The sequence below is a fragment of the Paraprevotella xylaniphila YIT 11841 genome (assembly GCF_000205165.1).
GTDB classification, from domain to species: Bacteria; Bacteroidota; Bacteroidia; order Bacteroidales; family Bacteroidaceae; genus Paraprevotella; species Paraprevotella xylaniphila.
The window spans coordinates 189,565-203,880 of sequence record NZ_GL883827.1; the positions used below are offsets into that span (position 1 = coordinate 189,565).

Below are 14,316 nucleotides of genomic sequence, written 5' to 3' on the forward strand. Positions count from 1 at the left end.
GCATTTACGGATTAAGGACATCGTTAGCCGCTTCCGGTTTCTTACGGATCAAAACACTATCTATCATACCATACTCTTTGGCCTCTTGCGCCGTCATCCAATAGTCACGGTCGGAATCAGCCCACACCTTGTCGAAATCGGTATGAGAATGTTCTGCGATAATCGTATAAAGCTCTTTCTTCAATTTCTGAATCTCACGCGCCGTTATCTCGATGTCCGAGGCCTGTCCCTGTGCCCCACCCATCGGTTGATGGATCATCACGCGGCTATGGGTCAAGGCCGACCGCTTGCCTTCGGCTCCGGCCACCAACAGGACGGCTGCCATAGACGCTGCCATGCCCGTGCAAATCGTAGCTACGGGACTGCTGATAAACTGCATCGTATCATAAATACCCAATCCGGCATACACCGAACCGCCGGGCGAATTGATATAGATGGAAATATCCTTTCCCGGGTCCACCGAATCCAAATAAAGCAACTGGGCCTGCAATGTATTGGCCGTGTAATCATCTATCTGGGTTCCCAAGAATATGATACGGTCCATCATCAAGCGGGAAAACACATCCATCTGTGTCACGTTCAACTGACGCTCTTCCAGAATGTAGGGATTGAGATATTGGTTTTGCGCGCTCACTACGTCGTTCAGCACCTGGCTGTTCAAGCCCAAATGCTTCACTGCATACTTTCTAAAATCTTCCATAGTCAAACTATTTATGCGGAAAAAGGAAACACCTGAACAATCTTCCGCCATTTTCGAGCAAATGTACGAAAAATATGTCCGGGGGTTTCCTTCCTTATACTTATTTCACAAAATTAAACCTGCCCCGCTCGAATCAAGCGAACAACTTGTTGAAATCCTCTACGCTGATTTCTTTGTGGTTCAACTTCACGACATTCTTCAATGCGGCCGACAACTTGTTCTCCACGCTGCGGTTTACCAAAGACTCTACCTGGTCTTGCTTTTTCAGCATTTCATTGGCGTAGTTGTCCAACATCTCTTCCGGCACGTTAATCATACCGTACTGGGCAAACTGAATCTTCGTGATATTCTTGGCCGTAGCAATCAAGTCTTCTTTCTCGACCTTGATACCATAAGCCTTCACCAACTGCTCCTTAATCAGGTGCCAAGTCAGCTCTTCGATGCTCTTGTCGTAATTTTCTTCCACGAACTTCTCGCCCTTGTCCGCATTGCTTACACGCATGAAACGTTTCAGGAAAGCATCGGGATATTCCAACTTGCCCACCTTGTTCGTCAGGTAAGTACGTACATCCAAAATGAACTTATAGTCACTGTCTGCCACAAACTGTTCTGCCAAAATCTCCTTGATTTTATTACGGAACGCTTCTTCGCTCGTTACCGTACCTTTTTCAAAGACTTGGTCAAACAACTCCTGATTCAATTCAGCTTCCTTGAAACGTGTAATCTCCTGCACTTGGAAACTGAAATCCGAAGTCATAGCCGACACATCTTCCTTCTTGATTTTCAACAACGAAGCGATTTCCACGTCATGGCCGTCGTATGCCTTGTTCGGATTGAAGACCAATACGTCGTTCACCTTGCAACCGTTGAACACGGCCTTCTGCTCGTCGTTCTTCATATATTCAGGCAACAAGACGGCATTTTCAACCTGTACACCACCTTCTTTCGTATTTCCATTCTCATCCAGTTCGGCCAACAGCCCCTTTACCATGTCCTTAGCTTCGTAGCTGTCCACATGGTCATAACTACCTGCACGTTGGGTGTACATCTTCACTTGGCCGTCGATCATTTTGTCATCCACCTGGATGTCATAATAATCCACCGTGTCTTCACCGCTCAGTTCAGCCTTGAACTCGGGAGCCAAAGCCAAATCGAAAGCAAACGAAAACTCTTCCATCGTATCGAAGTCAATATCCTGCTGACGGTCTTCGTTCGGAAGCGGCTCGCCCAAAATATTCAGATTGTTTTCCTTGATGTAAGCATACAGTTTCTCACCTAGCAACTTGTTTACTTCCTCCGCCGTAATATCCTTGCCGAAACGTTTTTTCAACAGTCCCATGGGCACTTGTCCCGGACGGAAACCCGGCATGCTTGCTTTTCTGCGGAAATCCTTCAAAGCCTTCTCTACCCTGTCGGCATAGTCGGCCTTTTCCATCTTAATGGTAAGCACCGCGCTCACCTTGTCAATGTTTTCTAATGAAATATTCATTTTGAAATCTAATTATTTATATATGATTACTATTATATTAATTTGTATTGCACAACAAGCGTGCAAAGATAGCCTTTATCTTTTAATAAATCAAAGCCCTTGCGCACTTTTTTCTTCATCTATCTTCTGGAAGTCTTTCAGGCGCAGCACGAAACTGTTCGTCAAGTATTTGGCACGAACGACCTCATTCTCTGACAATTCCTGAGGAGAACCCTGAAAAAGGATCTGTCCCTCGAAGAGCAAATAAGCACGGTCGGTAATACAGAGCGTCTCCTCCACGTTGTGGTCGGTAATCAACACGCCAATATTGCGCTTTTTCAGTTTCCACACGATATACTGTATATCCTCCACGGCAATAGGGTCTACGCCGGCAAAAGGTTCATCCAACATAATAAATTTAGGGTCGATGGCCAGACAACGCGCGATTTCCGTCCGTCTCCGTTCGCCCCCCGAAAGCCGGTCGCCCAAATTCTTGCGCACCTTCTGCAGGCTGAATTCCGAAATCAGGCTTTCCAACTTTTCCTTCTGGTATTCTTTCGGCTTGCCCGTCATCTCCAACACGGAAGCGATGTTGTCTTCCACCGTCATCTTACGGAATACAGATGCCTCCTGCGCCAGATAACCGATACCATTGCGGGCACGCTTGTAGACCGGGAACTTCGTGATTTCCAAATCTCCGATGAAGATACGCCCCTCGTTAGGCACCACCAATCCCGTAGTCATATAAAAAGAAGTCGTCTTTCCGGCCCCGTTCGGCCCGAGAAGCCCCACAATCTCTCCCTGCTTGACATCGAACGACACATGATTCACCACCGTACGCTTGCCGTACGTCTTCACCAAGCCCTCCGTACGGAGCACCAACCCTGCATTCAGACTGTCTTGAGAAAGAGTTTCTGCCATAAACTACAAATTTGCGTACAAAAATACGAAAATTGTATTAAAAAGCAGCCCCTTGCACAAAAGTATTTCCGCCCGCCGCCTCTTTTTAGCGGATTTTCATTAATTTTGTGTGATTTAAAAAGAATTGGACATGCTATTCAACAAAAGTTTGGCTACATTCGGCCGTTACCTGATGCTGATGGGGCGCACTTTCTCACGCCCCGAAAGGATGCGGATGTTTTTCAAACAATACATTAAGGAAATGAGCCAGTTGGGCGTAGACTCCATCGGAATCGTCCTCCTGATATCCTTCTTCATCGGCGCAGTAATCTGCATCCAGATCAAGCTGAACATCCAAAGCCCGTGGATGCCTAAGTTCGTCACGGGATATACGACCCGCGAAATCATGCTATTGGAGTTTTCTTCTTCCATCATGTGCCTGATATTGGCCGGAAAGGTAGGTTCCAACATTGCTTCCGAAATCGGCACCATGCGCGTCACACAGCAAATCGACGCCCTTGAAATCATGGGGGTCAACTCTGCCAATTACCTCATCCTGCCCAAGGTGTTGGGTATGATGACCATGATGCCCTTCCTGGTCTGTTTCAGTATTTTCTCCGGATTCGTAGGAGCTTATGCCACGTCCATCATAGGCCAGGTCATCACGATGGACGACCTGACGTTGGGATTGCAACATGACTTCAACGAATGGTACGTATGGATGGGATTCATCAAGTCCATCTTCTTCGCTTTCGTCATCACCAGCGTATCGGCCTTTTACGGCTATACGGTAGAAGGCGGTTCCGTGGAAGTGGGAAAAGCCAGCACGGACTCCGTGGTGAGCAGCAGCGTGCTTATCCTGTTTTCCGATGTGTTACTCACTCAATTGTTATCCTGATGATCGAAGTTAAATCGTTATATAAGTCTTTCGAGGACAAAGAAGTACTGAAAGACATCAACAGTGTGTTTGAAAACGGGAAGACAAACCTGATTATCGGTCAGAGCGGTTCCGGAAAGACGGTACTGATGAAGTGTATCGTGGGATTGTTCCGTCCCACCAACGGTGAGGTGCTTTATGACGGACGCGACTTGGTGACGATGAACAAACAAGAATGGAAGATGCTCCGCCGCGAAATGGGAATGATATTCCAGAGCGCAGCCCTCTTCGACTCCATGACCGTGTTGGAAAACGTCATGTTCCCGCTAGATATGTTTTCCAAGGACTCATATACCGAACGGGTGAAACGCGCCCAGTTTTGTCTGGACCGGGTGAACCTGCTCGAAGCGCAAAAGAAGTTCCCGGACGAAATCAGCGGCGGTATGCAAAAGCGTGTGGCCATTGCAAGAGCCATTGCCCTCAATCCCAAATACCTGTTCTGCGACGAACCGAACTCGGGTCTCGACCCCAAAACCTCTCTGGTGATAGACGAGCTGATTCACGACATCACCGTGGAATTCAACATGACCACTATCATCAACACGCACGACATGAATTCCGTAATGGGCATCGGAGAAAACATACTATATATATATGAAGGGAGAAAAGAATGGCAGGGCAACAAAGACGAAATCATGAACTCGACCAACGAACGCCTGAACAGCTTCATCTTCGCCTCGGACCTCTTCCGAAAGGTGAAAGAGGCCAATAAATGAGAATACCTCGCAATGCCTTGCTACTACCCAGTATAGTTTCCGAATAATAAAAGCATAAAATCTAATATATGAAAAGTCAGGAAAGACTGTTTTCTGCTTTTCATATATTACAAACGCTATAAAGATTCAAATAAACCCTTTCTGCCCAATTTAAGCACTATTCTTCAATATGTATAAGGCACTGATCCTGAAAATCGAAAAATGTCATCTGACGTATCTTATAAAAAGACAACCAACAAGCATATAGAGCACTTACATAATTTCTCCTCGCCTCTTTATCTTTAAGCATCCCTTCCCACAACACATTCACATCATCACGCCCCAAACGGAAACGTTCCAACGATTCGCGGTATACCTTATCGGCTAACTCGACTGCACGTTTGGAAGCTTGCCACACTTGTATCTGTGCATTATAATCATTCACGGTTGAAATAATTTCTTCTTCCACAGCCAACACCTCCTGCCGTACAGCGCTTTACTACTTTGAGATTATTTTGTGCCATTTTATAGTTACCTTTCCTTATCCCCCAATCCACTAATGGAATCTTCACTCCAACCGACACCATATCCTGCTGCATCGGTCTCCGATACGCACTCCCTATTTCATCTGCAACCTGGTTAAACCCTACGCTCAAGTCTATATTAGCTTCCATAAAACGTTCTTTCCAGGTTTTATCTACATTTTGTTGTGCTTCTATGATTTTCTGCTGTTGTTCTCGATATACCGGATGATTCTCACGCATATAATACAATGCTTTTTCCCTGAAAATGAAATCAACAGGAATGCCTTCCGGTACTTGGATTCTCACATCTTCCCCTTGTGGAAGATTCAAATAAGCCGCCAAGGCAAAGGCGGCCTTGCTTCTTGTGTTTTCATAAGTAATACAAGCATTTTTAGCTTCAATAAGAGCCAACTCCAACGTTAATAGTTCTGTCTTTGAAAGAGCATGCTGTTTCACTTTTTCCAAACCATCCTCATATAACTTCTGACAAACCTCCTCATATTTCTCAGCCTGCTCACAATCTGCCACCGCTAACGCCAAATTAAAAAAATAAGATACGACGGACACGGCCACCCCTTCCATATTATATATCAATTCTTTTTGAGCCAGTTCAAACTTTACAGGCTCTATTCGCCTTTCCCATTTGAAAGGATTATAACCCACCAAACTTTGGGAGTATCCCACACGGATAGGTACGGTAGAAAACTGGTTGGTCGTAATCTGACCAAAATTACGAAAGAATCCGATTTCAGAATCTATATAAAATGTACCGCCCGTCCAATCCAGATTTTGTGTCACAGATAAATTGCCATACGAATATAAGGATTGCTGAGTACGATAGACATCCCTATCTAAATCAGACACATAGCGTTTCACAATATCACGATTATACTGCATCGGTACCATATTTAGCGTCAAACTCGGCAATCTCCTTGCCCGGTAATTACGATATTCCCAGAATTTAGACAAATATAGGTTTTGTGAACGGAATGCCTCTATAGAGCTGTCGTTCGCCAAACGTATGGCTTGAGGCAAATTCAATTCTATCGCTGATAGATTTATGGCACTGGCCATCCAACAAGCCATTCCTCCTACATATTTCCATCCTTTTTTCATCTTATCTATGCTCCCTTATGATTTTGCTGACAGGCTCTACGAATGTTTCTATCAACCTCTTGTCTTTGATAATAATCTGTGCCGTTCCTACCATCTGTTTCGACATCGGCAACTTTCTTTTGTAATTGGTTGTCAATCCTTTCGGAAATTCGATTTCTACGAAATAATTGCTTTCTTCATCGGGAATATCCGACACCCCCTTCACCCGACCTACTAAAAAGCCATATTCTTTATCCGGGAAGTTATTCAACCGGACGTTCACTCGCTGCCCTTTTTCCACCTTTCCTGCTCCGGCAGCAGGCAATAAGGCTTTTCCTATCGGAGCATCCGGTTTTTCCGGCAAGACGATAAAGACTAATTCTCCTGCCGCAACATGCTGATTGCTGCTCCAGATTCCCATCAAATTCACATTCCCGGTTATAGGGCTTCTCAACACATAAGCTTGTTCCCAAGCTTTTAACTGAGCTTCCAACTGCTCCCCGGCCGCCCACAGGGCTTGACGACATGTAGAAGCAGTTTCTTCATATTGGTGCTCCAAATCCAATTCCGTTTCCTTTTCTTGAAGCCGTTGCATACTCATTTCCTTTTGATTCAACATGTTATCCAACACACTTCTACGGCTCTGCAAATAAGCCTGCAAAGCCTCGTCATAACTCTCTTCCGATCCTATTTGTTTGCTGAACAACACCGAATCTCTAAGATATATCTTCCGGGCCACCTCGGCCTGCTTCTCTCCCAACATCATTTCTTCCCTTTTATGATGTTCCATATCCATTCTTCTAGCCCGTTCCTCTTTTTTTAAGGCTATTTTGCGTGGATAATAATTCCTTTTTTGATAATTCAGGTAATTTTCCAAACTCTGCTTGAAAGCCAAAAACACCGACTGCCACTCTCCGGCCTGCCATTCTTTCCGTTCCAAAAACACCCACATCGAATCCGCAGTAATTTTCCCACTTTTCCAATTATGATACAAAGTAGCTAATTCAGACATATCCCTGAAATTTGCCGTGTTCCGTATAACAGCCAAAACGGTTCCTGCCTCCACCCGTTCTTTATCTTTCACAGCCACAAAATCCAACTGCCCGCTACTACGGGCATGCAACTCTGCCGGTGGCGTTGCCGTCGTCAATGTCACTTGGGCATTCAACGACTGTGGAAACTTAAAGAACCAGCTAATCCCCAAAAACAAAACCATAAGGAAAGCCATTACAGTGATATCCCAACGCTGTATCCATGGGGGAACCTGCCCCATGATTTCCTGCACCTCCTCGCTTCTCAGTTCTATCTGCTTGTCTTCTTTCAGTTCTTCCATATTCCCGGATTCTTTAGTTTCCCAGTTCCAATTGATTTTTCACCAATGTGTAATATGCCCCCTGCCGCTCGACCAATTCTTGGTGCGTACCCTCTTCTACCACATGCCCCTTATCCAGTACGATAATCTTGTCCGCATCTTTCACCGTACTCAAACGGTGCGCCACTACGATCACAGTCTTTCCACGGTAAAACTCCCGCAAATTCTCCATAATTACCTTTTCATTGTTTGCATCAAGGGAATTCGTAGCCTCGTCAAAAAAAAGGAATTCCGGATTTTTATACACTGCCCGTGCAATGAGAATACGCTGCCTCTGCCCTTGGCTGACCCCATTACCTTCCATACCTATTTTTGTATTATACCCCAAAGGTAAAGAGTTGATAAATTCTTGGATATTTGCCGTTTTTACAGCATGCCTCAGCCTTTCTTTGTCCACTTCGTCCGTACTTACCGCAATATTCTTGGCTATGGTATCAGAGAATATATAACCATCCTGCATCACGCTTCCGGTCTTTCCCCGCCATAAATGGGGGTTAATCATACTCAACGGGGTTTCCCCTATCTTTATATTCCCCTTATTCGGTTCATAAAAGCCCTGTAAAAGTTTGATAAGCGTTGTTTTTCCGCTTCCACTCGCACCGACAATAGCCGTTACCTTGCGCTCCGGGACAGTCAATGTAATATCTTCCAAAGCATAATCACGGTCAGCCCCACTATAACTAAAGGTTAGATTTTCCACAAAAATATCCTTCATCTCCGGCAGTGTATCGATTTTCGATAAGATAGTCTGTTCCTCATCCTCCTTCCCATGCACCTCGTTTAGTCGCTCCAGACTTATTTTGGCATCTTGGAATGCCTGGGCAAAGCCTATGAAACTGCCTATTGGGGCTGCAACTTGACCTATAATATAAGTGAGCGCCATCATCATTCCTAATGTCATCTCTCCTTCCACGACCGCCTTGGCCGCCAAATATGAGATGATGATACTTGTAGTTTGTGTAAAAAACACAGAACCCACTTGTTGTATCTGCCCAATACTCAATCCCTTTATACCGATTTTAAACAACTTCACTTGTATGCGTTCCCATTCCCAACGTTTTTGTTTCTCACAATTATTCAATTTGATTTCCTGCATACCCTGTATTAACTGGATAATTTTACTCTGCTCACTGGCTGCCTGATTAAAACGCTTGATATCCAGTTCCCGACGGTACTTCATAAAGGACAAAACCCACAAAACATAAAGCGTATTTCCAAACAAGAAAATTCCCAAAATCAAAGGATGATAATACCCCAAAATAGCCCCGAACACGAAAAAATTAACGATGGAGAACACTATACTGATGGAATTTCCCATGAGAAACCCTTTAATACGTCCATGATCGCCAATACGTTGCATTATATCCCCCGTCATCTTCGTATCGAAATAATGCAACGGAAGTTTCATCAACTTCATCAGGAAATCTGAAATCAAAGAGATGTTAATACGGCTATGTATATGCAATGAAATCCAACTTTGGATAAAACCCACTGCCAATTGGGCTATGAACAACATGAGTTGGGTTATCAAAATCAGCGTAATAAAACTCAAATTATTATCCTGTATACCTACGTCCACCAATGATTGGGTGAGGAAAGGAAACACCATTTGCAATCCGTTGGCAACGACCATCCCTAAAATCAACTGGGCAAACTGCCTTTTATAAGGTGTCAAGTAACGGACAAAATATGCCAAGTCCCTTGTCTTGCCACTATTTTCTTCTGGAATTTCCCAAAAATCGGTTCCTGGTTCTAACATTAAAACCATTCCTTCTTTCTCTTCATTTTCATTACAAGTTGAAATCCAACACTTCAGGAATTCTTCTTTCGTATATTTTAAACGCTGAGAAGCAGGATCAGCAATGTAAATTGTGTATTTTCCCTTTCTTCGTTTTTTGATATCATAACACACAACAAAATGATTCTGATTCCAATGCAAGATACAAGGCAACAGTACATCTTCCGCCAATTGCTCAAAAGTAATTTTCACCCCCACCGTACGGAAACCGATAGCCTCTGCAGCATCACTAATCCCCAACATCGATACTCCTTCACGAGTTATAAAACAACGTTCACGCAAGGTTTGTGCCGAATAATATTTACCATAATATTTGGCTATCATCCTCAATGAAGAAGGGCCACAATCAATAACGTCTTGCTGACTATAAAAAGGGAAAAACATAATTCACTTCAATAAAACCGCATTCTTTTAAAAAAAATCCTCTATCACATCTAAACTTCCAGATACAACAATGCTTAAATCAGATTTCGTTAAAATATAAAAAGGCAGAGCATAACTCCCCAAAAAGTCAACCAAATTTGTATTCAGACGAAAATTAAGCCAATCTAACTCATGTTTCCTTATATGAGAAAGCCACTCTTCCTGTTCTTGCTCAGAATTACAAGATAAACCTACTATTAAAACATTATCTTTACCAATATTTTCTTTAAACCTTTTAAGTTCAGGTAATTCTGCGACACAAGGAGCACACCATGTAGCCCAAATATCAAAAAGAACAAAGTTCTCGGTTCTTATCAAATCCGACAAGATGCCATCCTTTCCATTTTCCGTTTGTACATGAACACCTCCAATTTTTTTTTCGGACAGCGCATATTTATTCAGATTCAAGTATTGTATAGACTCTACCTTGTTACAATATTCACGTACGGTATGACATAAAACAGAATCTCTATATAAAACATTAAAAGGATTTGATAAAATATAACTCCAATCATCATAATCCAATTCTTGCCAATATTTATTCAACAAAGCAACCCCATAATCAAAAGAAGACCAATTCCTTAAAACCAATAACTTTTGATATCTCGCATATCCAAGTATCATTGCCTGCATAGCCTCCTTTTCTTTTATGTTTAAAAAAGATTGACTTGAATTGATTTTTTTATATATATTTTCAAGCTCCACGAATGGATTCTTAAACAGCAGAAATAATGAATTATTCCATTCCGATCCATAAACATTACAAATAGAATCAATTTCTACCCTTAAATCACTTCCATCTAAAAATAGTTCTGTTGAATACAAAATATCCCCATTCAATTCACAATGCAAATCAGCCAGTTCCACCTTTGGAACTTCCCCCTTAAAAAAGAAGCACCCATCAGAAGTAAGCATCGTATCTCGTTTATATATCCCAAGACCTGAATAATGGGATAACACAACACGGCATTGCTCGTATTGATTTGGCAATGTACCCCACACATTATACTTTATCCTTTGACCATAAAAGGAACTCATAAAAACAAATACATATATTATAAATAAAAAACACCTCATTTCTGATTTTTTTTAAGAATATCAACTTGTGCTAAAATTATTTTTATAAAAAATCCCTTAACCCAACATGCAGCCATCTTCACTACCAAATAAAAGAGCCATATCATTACTTTTAAAGTTCAATACGGCTCTTTTATATTAGAGTTTATTAGAATAAGAACAGGGGGAATCCCCCTAAAACCTTATCCGATATAAGGTCTATTCATCAATTACAAGCTGTAGTTTTTTTTAAGTGCTTATTTTAACACATCTCTACAACAGTAAGGGATTAAGAGCATTGGCAGCGCGGCACTCCAGTCTGAGGGTTTGTTAAATTCAAACAAATCATCTTAATTCCGTCAATACGAGTAGGACAAGAACCAGCACAACCTAGCCCCTTCCGAGCACACTGCCCTCCGGCTCGAATAGAGATGTCATTCGATTGTCCACCCCGAACATTTTCTAATTGCGAACGTGTTAGCATGTTCGCTTTAAACTTTAATAAATCTGTTTTCATACCTACATATTTAATTATTAAACAAATACATATAACCTTTTAATCTAATAGGTTACATTTTATATCATCAATTGAATATATATCAGGCACTAATTTACCATTTATGTAAAAAGTAGGAGTATTTTCCACCTTCATGTCTTCTGTCCATATCCGCATTTCATTTATTTCTTCAGCATATTTAAACAGACATTCTTTTTTCACAGGATAAAGTTTATCAAATAATTCATATGTCATATTTTCAGACAAGTACCAAACATCTAACGCGTTACGTAACTCTTCTTGACTCATAGAAGAACGAAGGCATAAAAAGTGGCTTACCACATTCAATCGTCCATCATTTATATCTGAAGTCGTAGTAAACACCATCTGCAAACACAAATTCGGATTAAGATCCAATAATTTTTCTAATACACGATGCGATTCCGCACAAGCCTTACAAAAGGGATTACAAACTTTAACCAAATGAATTTTCCCATTCGGGTTACCTAATGTAATCCCCAAGTTTCCAATTGGCAACATATTACTTTCCTGCTTATCAAGCATAGCCTTAAATATAACAGAATCCCTTTTCATTAATTGATAAGCATAAAAAAGAACTCACCAATCTTACTCTTTTTTATCAAATTAAATAATATGTACATTACACCAAAAGTAAGCATTACAGAAACCGCATAAGTCCAAGTATATGAAAAATCAACTTCACTTAAACGAACATTATAAAATCCACCAATAAAAAATAATATGACAATTAACACTAAAATAATTTGAACGGATAAACAGAGTGGACACCACTGCTTTACCACATATTTTTGATAAATTACAGAATAAACAGGATAAACTGTAGAAAAAAGACTTATGTACGACAAAACGGTCAAATAACCTAGATCCACAGAGGGTACTGTCACCAAAGTCAATAAAATTCCCCCCAAAATAACTACTCCCCCACACAGACCATGACACTCCACAAAAATGCGCACCTACAGAATTCAAAACAGCCTGACAACTTACTTTTCTCCCCGCTTGACACACTTTAGATAAAGAAGGATTAAATTGGTCAATTTCATAAAACATCAATAATACAGAAACGAACAATCCTATACTAAATAATATGACTAATAGTAAAGGATACAAAGAAAACCCCATAAGACTTATCTTTATACCAAAAGCAACCAACACCAAAGGAAAAATGACTAATATAACATATTGCCACAACAAAGAATATTTCTCTTCTTTTCTTTTTAAATGATATCCCTCCTCTTCATACGGCCTAGTTTGCTTAACATGCGTATCACACACTAAAATACAACCTGTAAAAAGCTCCCAAAAAGCCTCTTCCGTAATTTGTTCTTTAGTATGAGACATTGGATTATACCAAAAAACCTTCTCGTGTTCGATTTTATATACAATTGCAAATAAATGATTTTTTGTGTATTTATTGTAAATCTGAACTACACACAAATCATGTAATTCCTTTATATTTTTTTTGTTTTCATCTATTTGCATTGATTGGTTTTCAACCCCCAAAAAGATAAAATATCAGAGATAGCCAACAAGCTAGAATTATTCGGATGTGATAATAATTCCTCATGAATTGTCCGCTTTGTAACTTTTAGTGAAAGACAATCATATAATTCCATTAAGATTTCTTCCACATTCCCCATTGGCCAAAATATATCATCTATCTTTTTCACAACGTCATATATTATTAAAAACAATATTTATAAACGCAAATATAATACTATAATTTAATAATGACAATTATTTATTGCTGTTTTTTATATTAAGATTCCTGTCCATGGAATCCAAGAACACCACACAATAAAGTTGAAGACAAGCCACCAATGGGCATATTTACCTACAGAAGCTTTATTCAGCGACAAGATGCTGAAATATGGGCATTCCATCATTATAAAAAAGAGAGCAAGAAAAGTGAATAAAATCCCTTTGGATTCATCTGCCGGAAAAACATCGCACAGAACTTGGCATGCCGAATGCCAATCTTGATGGCAATCATACAGTGGCTATACATGGTGAAGAAAAGTGAGTTATCAGGAAAGAAAAAACTAAGATGACCAAAGTTCTTTATACCACAAACCGACAGGGAATACAGATTACCGCGTCTTCACCCAAAAAGCAGAGAACATCATGACATTGAAAGTGCAATACAGACCACAATAGAAGACCTTACAAAAGGAGATAAAAATATGATTTTTGCATCGAACATCCGGATTTTTCTTTGTAAATAGCAAAAAACGCCCATACATTCTGCGCCAAACGATTTTTCAATCTGCTGAAAACTGTTTTTAGATATGCTGACATCCGTTTGCGAGGCTTTGCCGTGCCAAATATCAGATAAAAAGGAGATATGGATGTTTTCCGGAAGATATTCTCCGCTTCTCCACCTCCCACAAACAGTTTTTCACCCGGAAAGGTTCGCATTCTTCAGACTACCTCTGTACCAATGCTTTAAGGTGAACTTTCTGACTTTACATCCTTCACCGGGATTTCACCGGGAAATGAGGAAACTGCATACTGGCTCCGATTTACAAATGTAAACTACCTGGTAATCAACGGGGTTACGGTGAAGGGCTTGACAAAGGCTTTTTCATTTCGTATATTTGCAAATGAACCCTAAACATAACCACTATGGACTTCAAAAGAATTGCACATCATGCCGTAAGGCGGTGGAACGAAAAACGAAAGGCAGAAAAGGCTGCGGGCACGCCACGCACAGCCGCACCGCAAGCCGGAAAGCTCCCGAAAGCCGCCAACCTCGAATCCGCCCTCGGCAGCTTCCTCGCCGGACGATACGGGTTCCGCTTCAACGTGCT

General features: G+C 41.3%; 13 protein-coding genes and 1 pseudogene. 3 read left to right on the top strand and 11 right to left on the bottom strand.

The genetic code is table 11. The features are described 5' to 3' along the window. Positions 1 to 4: 4 nt before the first annotated feature. From clpP to lptB, 3 genes are all read right to left on the bottom strand, one after another. Positions 5 to 700: an ATP-dependent Clp endopeptidase proteolytic subunit ClpP gene (gene clpP / locus HMPREF9442_RS04510; protein WP_008625803.1), complete on the bottom strand. Its 696-nt coding sequence runs from the start codon at positions 698 to 700 to the stop codon at positions 5 to 7. Positions 701 to 833: 133 nt separating this feature from the next. Then, positions 834 to 2,189 carry a trigger factor gene (gene tig, locus HMPREF9442_RS04515; RefSeq protein WP_008625805.1) on the bottom strand — a complete coding sequence of 452 codons (1,356 nt, stop codon included), beginning with the start codon at positions 2,187 to 2,189 and terminating at the stop codon, positions 834 to 836. 90 nt (positions 2,190 to 2,279) lie between these two features. Continuing rightward, positions 2,280 to 3,089: an LPS export ABC transporter ATP-binding protein gene (gene lptB, locus HMPREF9442_RS04520; protein ID WP_008625807.1), complete on the bottom strand. Its 810-nt coding sequence runs from the start codon at positions 3,087 to 3,089 to the stop codon at positions 2,280 to 2,282. 130 nt (positions 3,090 to 3,219) lie between these two features. Between lptB and HMPREF9442_RS04525 the strand changes: the two genes are divergently transcribed. Then, positions 3,220 to 3,966 (top strand): MlaE family ABC transporter permease, encoded by a 747-nt coding sequence (locus HMPREF9442_RS04525; protein WP_008625809.1) that lies wholly within the window; start codon positions 3,220 to 3,222, stop codon positions 3,964 to 3,966. Next, positions 3,966 to 4,721 (top strand): ABC transporter ATP-binding protein, encoded by a 756-nt coding sequence (locus HMPREF9442_RS04530; RefSeq protein WP_008625810.1) that lies wholly within the window; start codon positions 3,966 to 3,968, stop codon positions 4,719 to 4,721. Before HMPREF9442_RS04525 ends, HMPREF9442_RS04530 begins: the two co-directional genes overlap by 1 nt. Before the next feature lie 157 nt (positions 4,722 to 4,878). On the opposite strand, the gene HMPREF9442_RS16660 is transcribed toward HMPREF9442_RS04530, so the two are convergent. The 8 genes from HMPREF9442_RS16660 to HMPREF9442_RS16150 form a co-directional block, all read right to left on the bottom strand. Then, the gene (locus HMPREF9442_RS16660; RefSeq protein ID WP_008625811.1) at positions 4,879 to 5,145 is read right to left on the bottom strand and encodes a hypothetical protein; all 267 of its coding nucleotides are present in this window, start codon (positions 5,143 to 5,145) and stop codon (positions 4,879 to 4,881) included. Further along, positions 5,138 to 6,340, bottom strand: coding sequence for a TolC family protein (locus tag HMPREF9442_RS04535; RefSeq protein WP_008625812.1), 1,203 nt, complete (start codon positions 6,338 to 6,340; stop codon positions 5,138 to 5,140). Before HMPREF9442_RS04535 ends, HMPREF9442_RS16660 begins: the two co-directional genes overlap by 8 nt. Position 6,341: 1 nt before the next feature. After that, positions 6,342 to 7,652: an HlyD family secretion protein gene (locus HMPREF9442_RS04540; RefSeq protein WP_008625814.1), complete on the bottom strand. Its 1,311-nt coding sequence runs from the start codon at positions 7,650 to 7,652 to the stop codon at positions 6,342 to 6,344. A gap of 13 nt (positions 7,653 to 7,665) precedes the next feature. Next, complete coding sequence (locus tag HMPREF9442_RS04545; protein ID WP_040602603.1) at positions 7,666 to 9,873, bottom strand: peptidase domain-containing ABC transporter; 2,208 nt, start codon at positions 9,871 to 9,873, stop codon at positions 7,666 to 7,668. A 27-nt stretch (positions 9,874 to 9,900) separates the two neighbouring features. After that, positions 9,901 to 10,827 (bottom strand): TlpA family protein disulfide reductase, encoded by a 927-nt coding sequence (locus tag HMPREF9442_RS04550; RefSeq protein ID WP_216593087.1) that lies wholly within the window; start codon positions 10,825 to 10,827, stop codon positions 9,901 to 9,903. 697 nt (positions 10,828 to 11,524) lie between these two features. Continuing rightward, positions 11,525 to 12,028, bottom strand: a complete 504-nt coding sequence (locus HMPREF9442_RS04555) for a DsbA family protein (RefSeq protein WP_040602605.1) — start codon at positions 12,026 to 12,028, stop codon at positions 11,525 to 11,527. Between the two features lie 171 nt (positions 12,029 to 12,199). Further along, positions 12,200 to 12,988 (bottom strand): vitamin K epoxide reductase family protein, encoded by a 789-nt coding sequence (locus HMPREF9442_RS04560; protein WP_008625825.1) that lies wholly within the window; start codon positions 12,986 to 12,988, stop codon positions 12,200 to 12,202. Next, the gene (locus tag HMPREF9442_RS16150; RefSeq protein ID WP_008625826.1) at positions 12,979 to 13,176 is read right to left on the bottom strand and encodes a hypothetical protein; all 198 of its coding nucleotides are present in this window, start codon (positions 13,174 to 13,176) and stop codon (positions 12,979 to 12,981) included. Before HMPREF9442_RS16150 ends, HMPREF9442_RS04560 begins: the two co-directional genes overlap by 10 nt. Positions 13,177 to 14,131: 955 nt before the next feature. Between HMPREF9442_RS16150 and HMPREF9442_RS04570 the strand changes: the two are divergent. Next, positions 14,132 to 14,316: pseudogene (locus tag HMPREF9442_RS04570) on the top strand (VapE domain-containing protein); the annotation flags it as partial.